This is a genomic window from Bacteroides sp. MSSM.1001136sp1_RTP21357st2_D2_RTP21359_211015 (genome assembly GCF_040913205.1).
GTDB lineage: Bacteria > Bacteroidota > Bacteroidia > Bacteroidales > Bacteroidaceae > Bacteroides > Bacteroides ovatus.
The window spans coordinates 110,622-129,273 of sequence record NZ_JBDFVF010000020.1 but is presented as its reverse complement, the minus strand read 5'-3'; the positions used below and the strand labels follow the sequence as shown (position 1 = coordinate 129,273).

The following is an 18,652-nucleotide window of genomic DNA, read 5'->3' as shown; positions in this document are numbered from 1 at the left end:
ATTAGCTTATGTAAGGTTTATACTGTGTTGCAGATACTTTATCTGCAACCTATCTGCCGCAGGTATCTGCAACGCTCCAACTATTTATCAACTAGTACATTACACGTTTTTCGTTGCAGGTGGCAGATGTTTTCATGTTTTTTCAACTTTATGGTAGGAGGATTACGCATCAAAATTAGGGTTACAACCATAAGTCATAAAACAAATTCACCTCTGTGTTCTCCGTGTCCTCTGTGGTGAAAAGAATCAAAACCGTGCAAGAATGAATCTATTTTAGATTTTCATCGGTAGAATTATAACCTTCCGGCTGTTTACTATTCTTGCAGCCGGACAAAAACAATGCACTTCCTAAAAAAATAAAATGATTCTACCCATTATTATTTCAATTTAAACGTTTACTTCATTCCTGTATTTCTCAAATTCTGGTATGTCCGGCAACTCCTCTTTTTCCATGTATAGTTGTATGAAGCGTGCAAAACGCCTGGCTTCATCTATATCGCCTGGCATTAAGGAAACTCCACTTAACAGGCTAGGTGAATTGGAATTGGAAATTATTATACTTGTCACAACCCCCAACGAACCACGCCCCATGTAATAACGAATCGTGAGTTCAGCCTGACTATAAGGTATCGTTTCTTTTTTATGCAGCAGAAGTCGTCCTGGTATAGTTACAGTTCTGGAAACACGATCAAAAACAATCCGCTGCCAAGGTTGTAGAATGGCACTTATTCCTAGTGCCAGGATAAGCAAGTACAACTCAAGAAGCAGTAATGTACTTCCATAATCTTCAGTTGCAAGTTTTGAAGGAGTTAAACCGAGATAAACCATAGCTAAAAATATAACAAGCCAGATCAGAAAAAACAATACTCTCACCGATATGCCGTCATTATCAATAACAATCTGTTTGTCATCACACCGGCTTAAATATTCAGGCTCTACCAAAGTTTCCGAAGAATCCAACAACCATTGCGTATTTCCCGTACTTTCGCCATTTTTCAGAGGTATCCGGATGATCAGATTCCGGGCGGCTTTAAACAAGATGTACATAAATAGGTAAATCCCACCGTTAATGGCTATCAATCCAAGTATGATGTTGGAGAAGGTATTACGTATATCTGACAGCATGACGAATATAAGTAATAAGAAGAAAGATATAAATGTTCCCCACAACATGATATGGGATTTGCATATACGCCACCTTTCCTTTCTCCTTTCCTTTCTCCACTCAACCTCTCTACGCTTGACATCGGCAATGATTTCACGCCTCGATTGCTTGTTGCTCTTTTTTTTTCGTTTCTTCATGTCACCTGTTTTCCTGTCATAGTTTGTTTATATTGATAATTCGGATAACTGTAAATACTTAGTCTATCCAACATTCCCATTCATCATATCATTCCAGTTCCGCACCGCTTCTATGGCACATTGGTAGTAGCAGATACCCCACACGATTAACCAATATACCAACACGGCAGTTATCTTGAACAACCGTCTTTTCCGTATATTATTCACTTGTTTTCCGATGACGTAGAAAAAGAATAACATAATCCCCCATAATACAAATGTCTGCACTTTACATTCTATCGTTATGAATATATCGTTAGCCGCTATGTCGAAATCGGGTAAAGCAGATGTATAATAAGAAGTGATACGCCATCCCACGAGTAGAGGGATAATAGCAAACAGAGTGTTTTCAATTCTTTTATATGGTATTGTTGCTTTCATGTTTTATATATGTGGTTGCAATTCTGTATTTACGTGTATTTTTCCGAAAGTCTTTTGTTCGTCACGTATCCGGCACAGCTCCCGATGTACTTTTTTATTTGCAAATATAGAAAAATGTTATTCACAAAGGATTATGAATAGCACTTTTTTATTGTTTTCCAGCGAGATAACACGGTTATAGCTTCATCCCACCTTGCCTTTCCGTTGCTGTATGGACTGCCGTATGTTCCGCCTTAGCTTGTCGAACTGCCGCGTGGACTTGTGGCGTTCTTCGGTATGATGAAACGCTCGATATGGACCGCTATGTGTTTATTTTAAGAATGTGATTGCCCCAAATCACTCCCCCTTAATTTTCGGACTGCTCCCTTTTTTCTTTTATCCGTTTTTCATTTATGTCGCAAAACTAAACTATCCCATTATCCATTTCGCAGCCTTAGGAAGCACTTTGTAGAATAATGCAACTATACACCACGATACGATAAACACAAATAAAGCTGTCGCTGGAATACGCATGAATATAGGTAAATCAATTCTGTCAATTGCTAAATAACCTATTCCTACAGCAAAATAATGTACCATATAGATGCCCAGTCCACATTTTGTTATATTCTTTAAGGCTGATATCATTAAGGGAGACGTTACCTTTACTTTTTGAATTAATAAATACCAGGCAACCGTCATTAAAAAGACATTGGGCGAACAGTATAAAAAGAATAATTCCATTTGTCGCTCTGTAATATCAGGTTGTGAAGTCATATTCCTGAATCCATAATACGTTATGGCATAACCGACAGTAAAAAGAATGAGAGATAAAACAACAGTCTTTTTCACCGACAACTTGTTTCTGTCTTTCAAATAATAGCCTAAAAGCAGATAACCGCTAAAACCTGAAAAATAATATAAAGTGCCATAGTCATTCCAAGCACAAGTACCTCCTATATAGCTGGATATATATTCTTGGCAATAAGGCAGAAATAATGTGATAAACCAAACGGATAAGAATATTTTCATTTGTTTCTCTGTTGCTTGTTTCAGCCATGCAGAAAAAAAAGGCATATACAAATATAATCCTATCAACATATATATGTACCATAAAGGAACTGTATATGTATTGAAGTTAAAAGGAATCATAAGAATATTATGCAAGCAACTATCCCAAGTTTGACTTGGAGACTCTCCTGCATACGCAAACATTTCAGACAAAACAGAATTATTCAGTCCTAAAATACCCGTAAACCACGGAAACAAATTATATAATAAAGACCATACAATAAAAGGGACTATTACACGAAGCATCCTTTTTTTATAAAATTGTCCGATTTCCTGTTCTACCGGTAATAATAACATTCCTGTCAGCATCACAAACAACGGTACGCACGGACGCAAGAAAGCTCCATAAATACTCCCCCATAAGTTATACTCCGGATTTAAACGAGCTTCAGGAGAAACATTGAAAGGGTCTGAACAATGGATACAGATAACCATTAAAATGGCTATCACACGAATTAAATCAGCCCATACTATATGATTCACATTTTTCATTTGGTATTCAATTTTTTCAATTGCAAAGTTAGGACAATGGTATGACATTTTTTTTAAACTACTTAAAAAAGCAGAATAAAGTAATGCGAAGGAAGGGAAACGAAACAACCCTATTATTTAATCTTGTTCCTCAAATGGCACAACGTAACTTGAGAGATGCCTAAAAAAGATGCAATATAACCCAAATTTACTCTTTGGAAGAGATCCGGACGTGTTTGCAACAATTCTATATATCGTTCTTCCGCTGACTTATACAGTCTTGAAATTAAACGCTTTTCATTCATTATAAAAGCCTCTTGATGCAAAATCCTTGACCAGTTCGCTATTTCTATATTAGTCTGATACAGCTTTTCCAAATCTTTTATCGGCACGGCATATAATACCGTATTTTCCAATAACTGAACAACTTCATATTCGTACCCTTGTTGGTTCCCATAAAAATTGTTCGTCGAAAAAACGATATCTCCTTCTGTACTAAACCATGAGGTGAGTTCTTTGTCGTTAATTACACAATATGAGCGTGCTATACCTTTTTTAATGAAATAAAAGTTTTTATCATTCTGGAAAGAGGACGTTAGGATATGTTTTTTGGGCAATTCCAATAAAGAGCTATGAGCAAACAGTTCATTTATGGAACTATTGCTCATGTTTGACTTGGCTTTAAGTGAGTTTATCGTATTATGCATCATTTGACTTTCACAACGCTTATTTACTCTTTCCTGTTTTTTATTAAGCGGCTACAAAAATACAAAAATGCTCCTATAATAAATAAACAAGCTGCATTTTTATATATCGCCCAGATTAGCATTTATGGATTGCCCCCCTTGCCTTTCCGTTGTTATTTCATGACCGGGTATCCATACTTTTCTGCCATAATCTGCCGATTTTATTCGATTATCCCAATGATATTCTTTATATTTGTATAGTATTCGCACTAAAACAAAGTACATCATGGAAAATGAAAAGAAATTAACCCGTTCTTCCAACCGAATGATCGCAGGTGTATGCGCCGGAATAGCCGAATATTTCGGATGGGATCCTACCTTACTAAGAATAGTGTATATATTAGCTACATTCTTCACTGCTTTCGCCGGAGTAATCATATATATAATCCTGTGGATTGTCATGCCGGGAAAAAGACCTTCAGACGGATACGAAGACCGTATGAATCAACGTTTACATTAAGATAAAAAATCAAAAGTATAGACCATATTTTCATACCGGTATCCGATATAGATAAAAGCCTTCGTTCCTGTGGAAGATGATAATCCGATAGAAATAAGTACATTAGTATAGCTCCAGTCCGAACTCATCTTTCAGCTGCATCAACGCCTGATTCTTTTGAGCCATCATCTGGAATTTCTCGACACGTCCCACAGGACGTATTGTTTCCGTTGCCTCACTTACCCGCACTGTCATCACCACTTTGCTGTTTTTCAGTCTGCCACGAAGATAATCCTGCAATTCGGGAATCAAAGCTGTAAAATCCTTTGCAGCAAACTCATTATCAACTACCACTTCAAAAGTCGTTGAGTTATTAAGCAATACCGGACGGAGCATCTGCATACGTTTAGTAAGAGCATCCTGTTCTTTCGGCAACTGACCGGCATATTCCTGCCAATAGTAATTCAAATCCCGGTCATTGAAAATAAAATCCTCTTCCGGTTGCTGCACTCTGGGAACATGAGTGGTAGCTGTATTCTGCGTTGCCTGATCGCGCTGCGGATTCTTAATAGACACGCCCAAATTAGACATCTTCATCACCGGAATTTTCCGTTCTTCCTTGACAGTCGGGGCAACTCCCGCTCCTTGCGACGGAGCAGACGAAGCCGCACCAGAAGAAGCCGATGCTCCCGGTTGCACTGCTGCAGATGCTTGCGGATGCCGGGCAGTAGTGCCATTAACAGCCTGTGTTGTTACTGAAGACGGAGACGTATGAAGGGAAGCCTGCTGAACCTGGGTTGCAGAAGCGACCTGCGGCTGCTGAGCTGCGGCAGGCTGTGTGAATATGGGTTTTATGGTCTTCGTAGGGCCACGCCCACCACTCACGTCATCCCCCTCGGTGGTAAGCTGTGCAACCTGTATCAAGGTCAGTTCTACCAGCAAACGCTTATTTTTGCTGATGCGGTAATTCAAATCGCACTCATTACACAGCTTCATAGCCCGGTACAAGAAAGGTAACGGACATTTCTGCGCCTGTTCCTGATAACGTTGGCGTATGCTCGCTCCCACTTCCAGTAAAGGCAATGTCACCGGGTCTTTCCCGACCAACAAGTCACGGAAATGAGACGACAATCCGGTAATAAAGTGACTTCCGTCAAAACCTTTATTCAATATATCATTGAAAAGCAACAATGCGTCGCTCACCTTGTTTTCGAGGAAGCAATCCGTCAGACGGAAATAATATTCATAATCAAGTACGTTCAGATTATCAATCACACTCTTATAGGTGATATTTCCTCCGGTGAAACTAACCACCTGATCGAAGATAGACAATGCATCACGCATACCACCGTCCGCCTTCATGGCTATCACGTTCAGCGCTTCCGGCTCTGCCGTGATTCCTTCTTTCGAAGCAACATACGACAGATGATTCACCGTATCTTCCACGCTTATCCGGTTAAAGTCATAAATCTGACAACGTGAAAGAATGGTAGGAAGAATCTTATGCTTCTCCGTCGTAGCCAGAATAAAAATCGCATGACGGGGAGGTTCTTCCAGCGTTTTTAGGAACGCATTGAAAGCAGATGCCGAGAGCATGTGCACCTCGTCGATGATATATACCTTATACTTACCAATCTGTGGCGGGATACGCACTTGCTCCACCAACTGGCGAATGTCATCCACCGAGTTATTAGAAGCAGCATCGAGTTCGTGAATATTATATGACCGCTGTTCGTTGAAAGCTACACATGACTCACACTGATTGCAAGCCTCTCCGTCAGCGGTAGGCGTCATACAATTAATGGTTTTGGCAAAGATACGCGCGCAAGTCGTTTTTCCTACCCCGCGCGGTCCGCAAAACAAATAAGCATGAGCCAGTTTTTGGGTAGCAATTGCATTTTTCAGCGTAGTAGTCAACGCCCGCTGCCCCACCACCGATTCGAACGTGGACGGACGGTATTTACGGGCTGAAACAATATAGTTTTCCATATCCGGGATTCTCTCTGTTTTTGAAATTTCGCTTATTCTGCAAATGTACACAAAAAAAGTGATAAGTAATAAGGGATAAAGAGAGAAGTTTTGAAGCCGAAGCGATAAGTTTTTAAGTTATTAGTTTTATCTTTGCAGATATTAAAAGGAGAAATTATGGGTAAACTAATCAGTATCTGGAGTTTCATATGCAGACGCAAGTACCTCATTACGGTCGTTGCATTTGCTGTTATCATTGGCTTTCTGGACGAGAACAGCCTGGTTCGTCGTTTCGGATATGAACGGGAAATCAGCCAGTTGAAAGAAGAGATAGAAAAGTACCGGGCAGATTACGAAGAGAACACCAAACGTCTCAACGAAATAAGTACCAATCCGGACGCCATCGAACAGATCGCCCGTGAAAAGTATCTGATGAAGAAACCCAACGAAGATATTTACGTTTTTGAAGATTAAAGAATGAAACAATTAGTACCCGCCCTTTTCACCGCAGGCGCCATAATGGCTCTCACCGGAGCAGCTGTGTTTATTACCGGATGGATATACGCTCCTTACATATATACTGTTGGAGCCGGATGTATCGCATTGGCACAAGTGAACACACCCGTCAAAGGAAAGAGCAAAACATTGAAACGCCTGCGTGTTCAGCAGATATTCGGTGCACTGGCACTTATCCTGACCGGAGCCTTCATGTTTACCACACGAGGCAATGAATGGATTGCCTGCCTCACAGTTGCTGCCATCCTCGAACTTTACACCGCTTTCCGTATTCCACAGGAAGAAGAAAAAGAAAGGTTATAAAAAAAGCCCGTTCATAGCTTTTCAGTCTTGAACAGGCATCACTTTTTTTAATTCGATAATGTTCCGTCCTTTTATAAAGAACGGAACAGTTTTATATCATTTATTTCTTCACAGGTGAATATCTTGCATTCAACCCGTCAACAATTTCTTTTGTAATATTGAAAGTGCTGTCAGCATAAAGCAGGTTATCGAAACCAGTGTTGCTGAAGATCAGGCTATATCCGTGAGTCTTATTATATTCTTTCAGGAAAGCGTTGATAGAATCGCGGAACTGCAAGCTATTCTTGTTGTTCTCTTCCATCAAACCATTCTGAAGTTTGTTGCTCAACTCTTGCAAATCTTGTTCCAACTTCACCAGACGGTTGTACTCTTGCTGCGCTCTATCTTGTGACAGGAAAGCATTGTTTTCAACTTTCTTCTGAAAATCTTGCTTTTCCTTGTTCAAAGAGGTAGCCTTCTGATTCAATGTCATACGAACGTTTTCGCTCTTCTTTACCATCGCCTCATTCAAGTCAATACAGAAATTGTATTTGGCAAGCAGCGTATCTATTTCAACATAGGCAATTTTCATTCCTGACAGTTCGGCATTAGCCTGAGCCGGAGCATTGGTAGTTTGATTGTCAGTTTTGCCAGCACATTGTGAAAATAAAACGATAAACGCAAGAGCAGCCAAACCGTTCATGAGGTAGTTCATTCTATTCATAATTAATAAGTATTGTTTTTAATAAATTTAATTCATACTATCGTTCAAGGCTTTTTCCAACTCGTTAATAGAAAAACGCGGCTTCTTTTGTGCTTCGCGATCTTGCGACTGTGCGCATCCGATTCCTTTCTGACGCAACGCTTTATTCCCACTCACGTGACCATTCGGGAATTTCCCACCCTTCGTAAAGAATACTTTCACCCCTAATAATACCAGGGAAATAGCAACTATTAACAAAGTTATCAGTATAGTCTCAACCATTTCTATTAATTTTGTGAGTGCAAAGATAGGCTTTAATGAGATATGAGTTCAGATAAGTCAATCAAATTAACCATATTTAGCAATAGAAGAAGCGAAAACAACCCTTCTATTCCTATTATAAAATAGAAACAGCATGGAAAAAAAAGACTTAAAGCCGGCTGGCGTATTCAAGTATTTCGAAGAAATCTGCCAAGTGCCACGCCCTTCGAAGAAGGAAGAGAAAATGATTGCCTACCTGAAGGCATTCGGAGCAAAACATAATCTCGAAACCAAGGTGGACGAAGCCGGTAATGTATTGATTAAAAAGCCCGCTACTCCGGGAAAAGAAAATCTTCAAACCGTCGTTCTGCAATCGCATATCGACATGGTGTGCGAAAAGAATAACGATGTTCAACATGACTTCCTCACCGATCCCATCGAAACGGAAATTGACGGTGAATGGCTGAAAGCCAAAGGCACAACCCTCGGAGCCGACAACGGTATCGGTGTAGCTACCGAGCTGGCTATTCTGGCTGACGACAGCATTGAGCACGGTCCGCTGGAATGCCTGTTTACCGTAGACGAAGAAACCGGACTGACCGGAGCTTTTGCCCTGCAAGAAGGTTTTATGAGCGGTGACATCCTTCTGAACCTCGATTCGGAAGATGAAGGGGAAATCTTTATCGGATGTGCCGGAGGTATTGACTCCGTTGCAGAATTTACTTATAAGGAAGTGGAAGTTCCCGCCGGATATTTCTTCTTCAAGGTAGAAGTAAAAGGGCTGAAAGGCGGTCACTCCGGTGGCGACATTCACCTGGGACGTGGCAATGCCAACAAAATTCTGAACCGTTTCCTTTCACGCATGGCTGCCAGACACGATCTGTACCTATGTGAAATCAACGGTGGTAACCTGCGCAACGCTATTCCCCGCGAGGCTTATGCCATCTGTGCTGTTCCCGAAGACGCCAAGCATGATGTCCGCACCGAACTGAATATTTTCACCAGCGAAATGGAAGACGAATTATCCGTTGTAGAGCCTGACTTAAAGCTGGTTCTCGAATCGGAAACTCCACGCAAAATGGCTATCGACCAGGATACTACTACCCGTTTATTAAAAGCTCTGTATGCAGCTCCTCACGGTGTATATGCCATGAGTCAGGATATTCCCGGACTGGTGGAAACTTCTACCAATCTGGCATCTGTCAAGATGAAACCGAATCATATCATCCGTATTGAAACCAGTCAGCGAAGTTCTATACTGTCCGCACGCAACGATATGGCGAACACGGTTCGCGCCGTATTCCAACTGGCAGGAGCTAATGTTACGTTCGGTGAAGGTTATCCGGGATGGAAACCGAATCCGCACTCGGCTATCCTCGAAGTGGCAGTTGAATCTTACAAGCGTCTATTTGGTGTAGATGCGAAAGTTAAAGCCATCCATGCAGGATTGGAATGTGGTCTGTTCCTTGATAAATATCCAACGCTGGATATGATCTCTTTCGGACCGACACTGACAGGTGTTCATTCTCCTGACGAACGAATGCTTATTCCTACTGTAGAAAAGTTCTGGAAACACCTGTTGGACATCCTGGCACATGTACCTGCCAAGAAGTAGCGGGCAAATAAGTCAACATAAAGAAGAGTATGGTAACAGTCAAAAAAGAATAGCTGTTATCGTACTCTTTTTTACTATGATTTTATCAGGTGTAAGTTTCCTCGCTCCTTGCTCTGTTATAGCACAAGACTATCATAGCAAACAAGCTCCCTGTCAGGAAGAAAGAATCCCTTTCCGTGTTGTCAGCTGGAACATAGAAAACCTGTTTGATACGCACCATGACAGTTTAAAGAACGACCACGAATTTCTTCCCGATGCGCTGCGTCATTGGAATTATAGCAGATATAAGAAAAAGCTGTCTGATGTAGCGCGAGTAATCACAGCTATTGGAGAATGGAATCCTCCTGCACTAGTCGGATTATGCGAAGTGGAAAATGATACGGTGCTGCGTGATCTGACCCGCCGTTCTCCTTTAAAAGAGCTTAACTATCGTTATGTAATGACCGATTCCCCTGATTTGAGAGGGATTGACGTAGCCCTGCTTTACCAACGGGATTTATTCAAGCTGTTATCTTCCCGTTCTATCTCCATTCCTCTGTTGGGACAATACCGTCCGACAAGAGATTTGCTGTACGTCAGCGGACTTCTGCTGACGGGAGACACATTAGACGTATTTGTCTGCCATCTCCCAAGCCGTTCTGGTGGAGCTAAAGAATCGGAACCCTATCGTTTATACGCAGCTCAAATTCTGCGTACGGAAGTCGATCACATCCTAAATATTCGTTCTCATCCGCAAGTTATTATTATGGGGGATTTCAATGATTACCCGACGAATCAATCTATCCAGAAAATACTGGAGGCCGAAGCGCCTCCCATTACTACCCCAAAGCCAGCCTCAACACTCAACTCCACCAACCCTTCAACAATTGTTCCTTCCTCACTAAAACTATATCATCTGCTTGCCCGGAAAGCGAAGTCAAAAAGCTTCGGTTCTTACAAATATCGCGGTGAATGGGGATTGCTTGACCATCTGATTGTATCGGGTACTCTATTAAATCAATCGAGCCATTTTTTCACCAGTGAAGAAAGAGCAAACGTCTGTCTTCTCTCCTTTTTACTGAAAGACGACGAAAAATATGGGGATAAAGAGCCTTTCCGCACTTACAAGGGAATGAAATATCTGGGAGGCATCAGCGATCATCTTCCTGTTTATGCAGACTTTGAGCTAAAGTATTCCACAGATTGACGGAAATGAGCGCAGCAGACAATCCACATTGCATCGGCAAATCAAGGGTTCAAAAAAGAGCAATGCGCTACTAATTTTTCAATGATTCTTCGTTACATAAGGCTTTATCACATCAATACTCCATGCATAATTTAGATTTGCCTGTGAACCATCATAAAATGTGCCAGATGTAATACCTACTACTTCCCCGTACTCATTTATCAATGCACCTCCACTACTGCCATGATCAATCAGGGCACTGATTTGCATCAGATTTTCATCTCTCCACTGCGACACTTCACCTGAAGAAAAAGTGTTTTCCAATCCACGGGGACTACCTATAGCGTATACCTTATCTCCTACAGAAGGAGACTTTGAAGCGACAGGTATATAATTAAATTGTTTACCCTCCTTTGTTGCAACCTTGAAAATGATAAAATCATTATCTTCACTTTTTACAATAATATCCTCCACATTTAATTGTTCTCCAGATGATAACTTTATAGTTTCAAGCCCTATAGAAGTTCCCTTGAAAACATGATAATTACTCACAGCAATCCCATCAGAAGAAATAAAAAATCCAGATCCTTGAAAAGTATGATAACCATCGGAAGTAAAGATCATAAACACAGCACTGTTATATCGCTTGAAAATTTCCGTTCCCGACATCACTTTAGTCTTGGATGACAAATTCAAGTCAATATCCATCTTTTTCTTTTTATTTACAATACTAGTCTTTTCCACAGTCTTTTCTTTTTTATGCTTTCTTCCTGAATTACCACAAGAAGAGAACAACACAAAGAAAGCTATCATAAAAATACATAACACGCTACGTTTCATTGTTTTTTAAGTTTTATCTGTTCAATAACACCCGGTTTAGGAATGATATGAATAAGGAAACGCTGATTGGCACTATTACCTTTGACATCTGGTTCTACGCGCAAACTACCGGATTGACCACTGCCGGAAATAATCAGTTCACATTCATCCTTATTGAATAACAATCCGTATTGCTCCCAATATTTAACTAATGCCAATGCCCGTTCGTAACTTAGTTCATAGTTCCTCTGAAAATAGTCTTTAGAAGCCTGCCCTTCCACAACCAACAAATACTTCACACCATACCTCTGTGACGCTGCCGATATAAAATTCCTTATGGCATTACCGGCATCAAGCAGTTTTTCTCTTATATCCAAAGGTATATTCTCTATATCCGAACTACCGACATCAAACGAAACGTCTATTTTCAGGATGTGCTTCTTATGTTCTTGATTATATTCGAAATAAGTAGTATCTATTTCATTAACGGCATTTTCTATCTCCCTTATTTTTTCCATCTGCTCTTCCGTTGCCTCTTTCACTTTCTCAATTTCATCCACTTGTCTCTTCAGCATAACAGTGGTCAAGATAAACAGAACAAGCATAATGAAGAATAGACTTGTCATCAAGTCGGCATAACTAGCCCAAAAGAAAGAATTATGTTTCATTACAACTCATTTATCATTTCAATAAAGCCATACACATAAGGAGCAGAGCACTTCCTGATGCCAAAAACATCATGATACCCAATATCCAAAGAGCGACATTCCTAATCATATTCTTTTTCGGAGATGTTGCCATAACCACACCATTTATCGAAGAAAGATTTTTAATGGCACTACATAAATGCTCTATTTGCTCGCTCTGCCTTTCCATCATCGCCCGATTCTGTCGCAAGAGATTTTCTATTGCCCCATCAGATTGTGAACCTAATGATTGTTCAATGCCTACCATACACTCTTTGATAGCGGCAAGATTCTTTATTTCATCAATAACAACATCCAAATCGTTTATTTTTTCTTTAAACAATTTGTCCTGACCGTCAATGTGCTGAAACATTATTTCACGTTGTTCAGCCAACCATTGTTGATGTTTTTCTTCGACATACTTCAAGTTATCACTAAATTTGCTTTGTTGTTCCACAAGGAAATGAGCCAAGTTATTGATTCCTTCTTCCGCATTATCTTGCAAGGCAAGAAATGATTTCTTTAAGGTATCGTCCACCTGAACTACCGCTTTATTAATTTCCGAACGTCTCATTTGAAAATAATTATTCTCTTCTTGAAAATAAGTGGAAAGGTTTGTCAAAGCAGATGTTTGCTCCATATATTCCCCAACCTTATTATTCAGTTGCCGAACAGCCTGAAGATAGTCAGATGTCTGTGACAAATAAGTTGCCAGTTGCTGAAAATTAGCAGTACTTTTTTCAAATTGCTGAAGAATGGAAACATTAGCTGTAGTCATCCTTTTTATATCCAGATTTTTGAGAAGTTCCAAGATTTTCAATTGATCAGCAAACGACCCGCTCATTTCTTTCAACGCATTTTCCATCCTGCCTATATTAAAAGAGAATGAAAGATTGAACGAGGTCAGATTTTGTTGCAACAGTTGCAGTGTATTAGCCATATTTCCGGACAAAACAGGAAGAAGTTCCGCTTGTATCCAAGAATAAAACCCATTTTTATCTGCTTCCAACTTATTTTTCGACGTTTTGGATTTCCAAGAAGAAATAGTAGTAAGCAAAATTCCCGTAAGACTGGCAAGCATAGCTATAGCAACCCCACCCATTAACTCACCGATAGCCTGTTGAGGATTATCAATAAATGCAGAAAAGCCTCCACCCATAATTGCGATACGACCGATACCGATAATAATTCCAAGCATCGTACCCATTAACCCAATATACAACGGTATAGGTGTTTGGATAGTGATTTCCTCCTCTTTTGAGTCACAGTTTCTCTCAACAATATCCTTTATTAGCATAAAATCGCTGACGGCTCCCTTATTCTTTTGCAAATAATTATTGATAGAATCGAGGATTTTTCGAAATTCACTCGAATTCTTATCGAGATCAGCAGATACAATTTTAAAGACTTTAATCGACTCAACATTGCCTCCGGTTTCGTGTATATCATCTATTAACGCATTATCCTTCAATGAGTTTTGTAAAACGAATAAAGTATTTGACAGCGGAAACAAATTTTCTACTTCCTTTATTAATTTACAATTGTTTAAAAAGACCTTAAACTGAACACACACCAGTACAATTACCAAACCTACAATAATAACATAGTCCATAAATTCAACAAGTTCAATTATTTTATTTCTATTTTTGCTTTATCAACGATTCTCCATTTGCCATTATCTTCCAATACGACTCTACCCGGAGTGATGGAAACCGTCTTTCCTTTTTGGTAAGCACCTTTCACTTCGCAAGCATCCGTAATTCCTGAACTACTAACCCTTGACAATTTAACTTCATACAATTGCTCATCATCAATAAGGACAAAATTCTGCTGATTTACATTCAACCGATATACAGACTTTTTTGTTTTATTTTCATTAACACGCACAAAACAATCATCACTCACATCTACATCCGCATAGTAAAAAACAAGCTTACTTACCGCTACTGTTTTTTCAGATATTGACAGATCCATAGGAGACTCAACAACATTCTCCCCTGTTTCAACAGTATTATTGACTACCTCTTGTTGTGTACCATCAGTAACAACACTTTCTTTACCTTTTTCTTCTCTCCTATCTTTTTCCAGTTTTTTAATTTTATCGTTCAATTTTTTATTTTCTTGTTCCAGTTTATCAACGTCTTTCTCCAAATTTCTATAGCTTGTTTTTTTGTTATCTAATTCATGTTCACAATTCAACAATTTGAAAAATAGCACAGCTACCCCTACGACAAGACAAAAAACAACAGAACCTAGCAATATCCAAAATCCAATAGGCAACCTCGCTTCACTACTCTGTTCTTGAACCTTGGTTTCACCTTTCTCTTCATCCTCCGGTTTATTCTGTTCTTCCGAATTCTCTTCGTTTTGAAAGATGTAACTTAAAATTTTGCGTTCCAATACACGTTCATCCTCTCTCTTAATGTTGAATCTTTCAAATCCTTTTGCATCAGCGACCTTATAAACAAACTCAAATATTTCATCAGACGACTTCAAATATTCAACATTCCTGTCATTTAAGGGTTTCGTTAAATTTTCTGCAGTTGTTTTCATCTCGTTCGCCTTCAGAATACGATCCAACTCCGCATATTGATAAGCATTTTCAATGGAAATAGTATCTATTCCTTTGTTTTTAATACCTTGATTTTCTTTCTTCAAATTCGGATGAGCCAAGATATATCTTGCAGTATAAAAACAATTAACGTAATTGATTATCTGTTTTTGCTTTTCCCTACTAATGTTTTGCGCTTTGCAAATACATTCTACACCACCAACAATCATCAGTAGCATAATGAGCAGTAACTTCTTCATACTATTATTATTCATCTTCCGGTTCTAACATTTTTTCACTACCTCCTATGGCACATAGTATTTCACGAATAGGATAGAAGAATAACGTTTCTTCCACTTCATCTTTCCCATCTTTCCCGCTAATACCATCCTTTACTGACTTGGCAATATCTCGACTGAAATATGGTCTTAAACTTTCCCAATCTTTTGTTACACCAAACCTTTTGTTGAAAGAAAACTCTTTGTTCAATTCATAGAATAAATCGGTAAACGCATTAATTTCATTTACCACCCCATTTATCACATTTGAATCAACATCTGCATATTTAAAAGAGGAAGGGACAAGAATATCTTTTGTTCCCAACAAGCACACTTTCATTTCATCCATCTTGGCTACACTCATCGTTTTCATTTCCAATAATCCACCCTTACAAGTCACCTCTTTAGGATTGCTGGTATTGATCAGAATATCCAGTCCGTTTTCATCATACTTCTCGCCATACACTTTTTCAAAAATAAGTTTTGTGTATTCCTCCAGAACGCCCTTTTCACGGACAGATACTAATATCTGAAGAATCTTAGAACCGGTTCCGCTAAACGCCAAATGTCTTGGACAATCCAGCAATTTGCCTTTCATTATTTTTGCAATATGATAAATCAACGCTGTATAAAAAAGAAGGAACAAGATTTTCAGCTTAGAGTCTGAAAACAACATCGAACTATAATTTACTTTACTGATTATACCCCTTTCGACAATATCCTTGTTCCGCACCAAAGAGAATAAAAGCATCACAATATCCGAGGCGGGTCTATCTTCCTCCATCCAACTATCGACCAAACTCATTACCTCGCCATTTGTTTGCGCGTCAAGAATCTTACGGAATGTGTCAATATACTTACTTATAAACGGATTACTACGCGATGGCTGACAATCAAAGATTGAATTTGCCGCAAAACGACAGGATGACAGATAGAGGGGAATGCCGTCTTTCACCAGTAGAATGTCTGAAGTGCCTCCACCTATATCAACGGATACAACATTAGTCGTCGCCTTATTGTTTTTCTTGTAATAATAGTAAGGGACAATCGATTCAGACATTGTGACAATCTGCGTTTCAGGGTCTCCTCCAAAATACAGGGCATAAAGTTCAATCCAAATATCTTCGATTTCCTTGACGCGTTTAGAAGACATACTAGCTGGATAAAACCATGCCAGTTTGGTAGCCGACAAATCACCGCCATTCATCAGCACTTTGTTTCGCATCAGTATAATCAGATTTTCAAAATAAGAGCAAATTCTATTTCGGCTTTCTTGCTCATTTGCCCATTTTAAGTCAACAGATGATTTATTATAAGGAGGCAAAGGAAATGTTTCAAAGACAAAAGGCAAATTAGTTTCCGCCATGGGAGTCACAGTATCAACAAGCCAATCAATACCTATTTTTTCAGATAGAACCGTACGGGTAGGGAACTTGAAGCTCTTCCCAATGACATTCGGCAAGAAATCGGCCTGAACCGGATTATCAGAGTCTTTACCATAGTTTAAACTCATAGGTTGTATCATACGTTCATCTTCACTGATAGTAAACGGCTCTATTTTTCCACCATCCTTCCGACATTCAATGTGAGTATTCGACGTACCAAAATCAACGGCAAACTCAAATGATTGAGCACCGGTTTTTCCATGAAACTCCGGAATAATAATATTCTCCACCCCTTCCACATCAAAAACGATATAGGAGAAAGCTTTGTCAAAGACAAACGTTTGTGGATCAAACACTCCACCTCCTGTCGGCTTTATCATCTCTCCATCCTCTGTGCGGTTTCTCCCTAGGCAACACTTTTTCTCAAAGACATCCTTACCATCTCCAAAATGCAAATCATAGTTATCATCCCCCGCAAAATCCATTACATTGACACGATAATCCGCTTTCACATTGTTTTTCACCTTCAAAAACGGAAACAAATACAAGCCAAAGTCTTTCACGATTACCCGTCCGTTCTTTTCATCCGAAACTCCGGAATTCGTTTCATAATAGAATCGTTCGTATGTAACATAATTCACCTGTCCGTTCTGTTCCTTAATAGGGATTTCCAATGTCACTTTCACCGTTTTATCATTCGACACATCGCGCCTTTCAATGCGAAAATGTTTTTTGAGATCATCTATAGTGAAGTATTTAAAATACTCTTTTTTGATGGGAAGCAGATAGCTATATCCATCCGATTGGCTACACAATTTGTCTCCTCCATTATAAAAACAAGTTTCATTCAACGGATAAGTGTTGCAGATAATGACATCCTCTAGAAAATCGCCCATTGTCAGATAAGGATAAGTACGTCCATCCACCGGCAACTTCCGCTTGGAAAGATCTTTATTTTTGTCATGAACAGGCACGACAATCTTATCATCCCATGGATCTTGTGTATATATCAACGGTTTTCTGAAGATATCAACAGGAAGCACCAACGGTTTCTTTCCATCCACTGAAAAATCACTGTCTATCACAAAATCCGAACAAAACGGACTGTCCACATCCAGACACTTCAGCTCACAGCCCAGCACCTCCACCAAATCGTCTCTGTTGACAATGGGAATAGACTTATATTTAACCATTTGTGCTTCCGTCATCACATTAACCCTGTCTTTAAGTTCTTGCGGCAAGTGCCTATATGTCAAATCCAAATATTCATCTACTTCCTTAAACAAATCAGAGAAAGAACGTTCCGTGCTTTTTTGCAACTGATTCCAGTAATTCTTCAGTCCAAACCAATACAGAATGAAATTTGGATCACGCTTATATAGCGGCTGAAAATCTGAATCGAAAGGCTTGTCATTGCCAAATCGCACATGGTCAGATACATAATTCAGATTATTGGCAGATGTAAAAAACAAAGTCACCGGAGAAGTGGCACCTACGATATTCAACTGGGAAGGTGCATCCGGGCCTTTATAGTTCAGTAAATAGATATTCTTAAGCAAATCAAAATTATAGGCTTTCGCGTCCTGATTCAAATACATAACAAGTGTCTCGCCCAACTGCTTATGAGCCGGATTACCTCCCTCGAGCAGTTGTTTAAGAGAACTTTCCTTGTTCCATGTAATAATGTCAAACTTGTCACGCAGCTTTTCAATATTAAAGAAGATTTCCGCCACATCCAAACAATCCGAAACCAGTTTATGATAGATGGTTTCTTTATTATCCAGGTCTTTGCTTTCCACAACTTGTCTGAACGCATTCTTCATTAAATCTATACGAGCGAAAGGACTGGGTATAGATGTTATTTCTCTTTTGCAGGATCCACCCTCCGGGTCACTGATACTGCTGATTGCCTTTGTTCCATATCCATTGGAATCATTCCAGCCTTCGATATTATCATTACCACCGGCTGTATATAAACGAAAAACATGTGCCATA

General features: G+C 39.5%; 17 protein-coding genes. 5 read left to right on the top strand and 12 right to left on the bottom strand.

Translation table 11 applies throughout. The features are described from left to right. Positions 1-387: 387 nt before the first annotated feature. The 4 genes from AB5217_RS14195 to AB5217_RS14180 all read right to left on the bottom strand — a co-directional run bounded on the left by AB5217_RS14195 (position 388) and on the right by AB5217_RS14180 (position 3,911). The gene (locus AB5217_RS14195; RefSeq protein WP_032845449.1) at positions 388-1,302 is read right to left on the bottom strand and encodes a hypothetical protein; all 915 of its coding nucleotides are present in this window, start codon (positions 1,300-1,302) and stop codon (positions 388-390) included. A 63-nt stretch (positions 1,303-1,365) separates the two neighbouring features. Further along, a complete protein-coding gene (locus tag AB5217_RS14190) occupies positions 1,366-1,722 on the bottom strand; it encodes a hypothetical protein (protein WP_032845447.1) in 357 nt (118 codons plus the stop codon). 408 nt (positions 1,723-2,130) lie between these two features. Beyond that, a complete protein-coding gene (locus tag AB5217_RS14185; RefSeq protein WP_080706879.1) occupies positions 2,131-3,312 on the bottom strand; it encodes an acyltransferase in 1,182 nt (393 codons plus the stop codon). Between the two features lie 65 nt (positions 3,313-3,377). Next, positions 3,378-3,911, bottom strand: a complete 534-nt coding sequence (locus AB5217_RS14180) for a Crp/Fnr family transcriptional regulator (RefSeq protein WP_050486373.1) — start codon at positions 3,909-3,911, stop codon at positions 3,378-3,380. Positions 3,912-4,215: 304 nt separating this feature from the next. Here AB5217_RS14180 and AB5217_RS14175 point away from each other — a divergent pair, with 304 nt between their 5' ends. Further along, the gene (locus AB5217_RS14175; RefSeq protein WP_004316218.1) at positions 4,216-4,449 is read left to right on the top strand and encodes a PspC domain-containing protein; all 234 of its coding nucleotides are present in this window, start codon (positions 4,216-4,218) and stop codon (positions 4,447-4,449) included. Between the two features lie 102 nt (positions 4,450-4,551). Here the strand turns inward: AB5217_RS14175 and AB5217_RS14170 are convergent, their stop codons facing one another. After that, positions 4,552-6,417, bottom strand: coding sequence for a DNA polymerase III subunit gamma/tau (locus AB5217_RS14170; protein ID WP_032845445.1), 1,866 nt, complete (start codon positions 6,415-6,417; stop codon positions 4,552-4,554). Positions 6,418-6,573: 156 nt separating this feature from the next. On the opposite strand from AB5217_RS14170, the gene AB5217_RS14165 reads away from it, so the two are divergent. After that, complete coding sequence (locus tag AB5217_RS14165; protein WP_004300802.1) at positions 6,574-6,870, top strand: FtsB family cell division protein; 297 nt, start codon at positions 6,574-6,576, stop codon at positions 6,868-6,870. Between the two features lie 3 nt (positions 6,871-6,873). Then, positions 6,874-7,215 carry a hypothetical protein gene (locus tag AB5217_RS14160; protein WP_032845444.1) on the top strand — a complete coding sequence of 114 codons (342 nt, stop codon included), beginning with the start codon at positions 6,874-6,876 and terminating at the stop codon, positions 7,213-7,215. Positions 7,216-7,315: 100 nt separating this feature from the next. Here AB5217_RS14160 and AB5217_RS14155 read toward each other — a convergent pair whose 3' ends face one another. Both AB5217_RS14155 and AB5217_RS14150 read right to left on the bottom strand, forming a co-directional pair. Further along, positions 7,316-7,918: an OmpH family outer membrane protein gene (locus AB5217_RS14155; protein ID WP_004300804.1), complete on the bottom strand. Its 603-nt coding sequence runs from the start codon at positions 7,916-7,918 to the stop codon at positions 7,316-7,318. Positions 7,919-7,945: 27 nt separating this feature from the next. Beyond that, complete coding sequence (locus AB5217_RS14150) at positions 7,946-8,179, bottom strand: hypothetical protein (protein WP_004300805.1); 234 nt, start codon at positions 8,177-8,179, stop codon at positions 7,946-7,948. Between the two features lie 133 nt (positions 8,180-8,312). Between AB5217_RS14150 and AB5217_RS14145 the strand changes: the two genes are divergently transcribed. Continuing rightward, positions 8,313-9,773, top strand: a complete 1,461-nt coding sequence (locus tag AB5217_RS14145) for an aminoacyl-histidine dipeptidase (protein WP_032845443.1) — start codon at positions 8,313-8,315, stop codon at positions 9,771-9,773. Continuing rightward, positions 9,754-10,959 carry an endonuclease/exonuclease/phosphatase family protein gene (locus AB5217_RS14140; RefSeq protein ID WP_042994255.1) on the top strand — a complete coding sequence of 402 codons (1,206 nt, stop codon included), beginning with the start codon at positions 9,754-9,756 and terminating at the stop codon, positions 10,957-10,959. Before AB5217_RS14145 ends, AB5217_RS14140 begins: the two co-directional genes overlap by 20 nt. A gap of 78 nt (positions 10,960-11,037) precedes the next feature. On the opposite strand, the gene AB5217_RS14135 is transcribed toward AB5217_RS14140, so the two are convergent. From AB5217_RS14135 to AB5217_RS14115, 5 genes are read right to left on the bottom strand one after another with little or no spacing between them, the layout of a single operon-like run. Continuing rightward, positions 11,038-11,778, bottom strand: coding sequence for a S1C family serine protease (locus tag AB5217_RS14135; RefSeq protein ID WP_032845441.1), 741 nt, complete (start codon positions 11,776-11,778; stop codon positions 11,038-11,040). Next, entirely contained in the window at positions 11,775-12,425 is a 651-nt protein-coding gene (locus AB5217_RS14130) for a membrane protein (RefSeq protein WP_032845440.1), read from the bottom strand. The genes AB5217_RS14135 and AB5217_RS14130 overlap by 4 nt, the downstream gene beginning before the upstream one ends. Positions 12,426-12,438: 13 nt before the next feature. Beyond that, the gene (locus AB5217_RS14125; RefSeq protein WP_050486371.1) at positions 12,439-14,055 is read right to left on the bottom strand and encodes a hypothetical protein; all 1,617 of its coding nucleotides are present in this window, start codon (positions 14,053-14,055) and stop codon (positions 12,439-12,441) included. 17 nt (positions 14,056-14,072) lie between these two features. After that, complete coding sequence (locus tag AB5217_RS14120; RefSeq protein WP_139147493.1) at positions 14,073-15,254, bottom strand: hypothetical protein; 1,182 nt, start codon at positions 15,252-15,254, stop codon at positions 14,073-14,075. Between the two features lie 7 nt (positions 15,255-15,261). Beyond that, the gene (locus AB5217_RS14115) at positions 15,262-18,651 is read right to left on the bottom strand and encodes a hypothetical protein (RefSeq protein WP_050486372.1); all 3,390 of its coding nucleotides are present in this window, start codon (positions 18,649-18,651) and stop codon (positions 15,262-15,264) included. Position 18,652 lies beyond the last annotated feature (1 nt).

Excerpts from the sequence above, each read along its gene's own strand:
- AB5217_RS14195 (WP_032845449.1), bottom strand. The coding sequence starts at position 1,302 with ATGAAGAAACGAAAAAAAAAGAGCAACAAGCAATCGAGGCGTGAAATC.
- AB5217_RS14190 (WP_032845447.1), bottom strand. The coding sequence starts at position 1,722 with ATGAAAGCAACAATACCATATAAAAGAATTGAAAACACTCTGTTTGCT.
- AB5217_RS14185 (WP_080706879.1), bottom strand. The coding sequence starts at position 3,312 with ATGTCATACCATTGTCCTAACTTTGCAATTGAAAAAATTGAATACCAA.
- AB5217_RS14180 (WP_050486373.1), bottom strand. The coding sequence starts at position 3,911 with ATGAGCAATAGTTCCATAAATGAACTGTTTGCTCATAGCTCTTTATTG.
- AB5217_RS14175 (WP_004316218.1), top strand. The coding sequence starts at position 4,216 with ATGGAAAATGAAAAGAAATTAACCCGTTCTTCCAACCGAATGATCGCA.
- AB5217_RS14170 (WP_032845445.1), bottom strand. The coding sequence starts at position 6,417 with ATGGAAAACTATATTGTTTCAGCCCGTAAATACCGTCCGTCCACGTTC.
- AB5217_RS14165 (WP_004300802.1), top strand. The coding sequence starts at position 6,574 with ATGGGTAAACTAATCAGTATCTGGAGTTTCATATGCAGACGCAAGTAC.
- AB5217_RS14160 (WP_032845444.1), top strand. The coding sequence starts at position 6,874 with ATGAAACAATTAGTACCCGCCCTTTTCACCGCAGGCGCCATAATGGCT.
- AB5217_RS14155 (WP_004300804.1), bottom strand. The coding sequence starts at position 7,918 with ATGAATAGAATGAACTACCTCATGAACGGTTTGGCTGCTCTTGCGTTT.
- AB5217_RS14150 (WP_004300805.1), bottom strand. The coding sequence starts at position 8,179 with ATGGTTGAGACTATACTGATAACTTTGTTAATAGTTGCTATTTCCCTG.
- AB5217_RS14145 (WP_032845443.1), top strand. The coding sequence starts at position 8,313 with ATGGAAAAAAAAGACTTAAAGCCGGCTGGCGTATTCAAGTATTTCGAA.
- AB5217_RS14140 (WP_042994255.1), top strand. The coding sequence starts at position 9,754 with ATGTACCTGCCAAGAAGTAGCGGGCAAATAAGTCAACATAAAGAAGAG.
- AB5217_RS14135 (WP_032845441.1), bottom strand. The coding sequence starts at position 11,778 with ATGAAACGTAGCGTGTTATGTATTTTTATGATAGCTTTCTTTGTGTTG.
- AB5217_RS14130 (WP_032845440.1), bottom strand. The coding sequence starts at position 12,425 with ATGAAACATAATTCTTTCTTTTGGGCTAGTTATGCCGACTTGATGACA.
- AB5217_RS14125 (WP_050486371.1), bottom strand. The coding sequence starts at position 14,055 with ATGGACTATGTTATTATTGTAGGTTTGGTAATTGTACTGGTGTGTGTT.
- AB5217_RS14120 (WP_139147493.1), bottom strand. The coding sequence starts at position 15,254 with ATGAAGAAGTTACTGCTCATTATGCTACTGATGATTGTTGGTGGTGTA.
- AB5217_RS14115 (WP_050486372.1), bottom strand. The coding sequence starts at position 18,651 with ATGGCACATGTTTTTCGTTTATATACAGCCGGTGGTAATGATAATATC.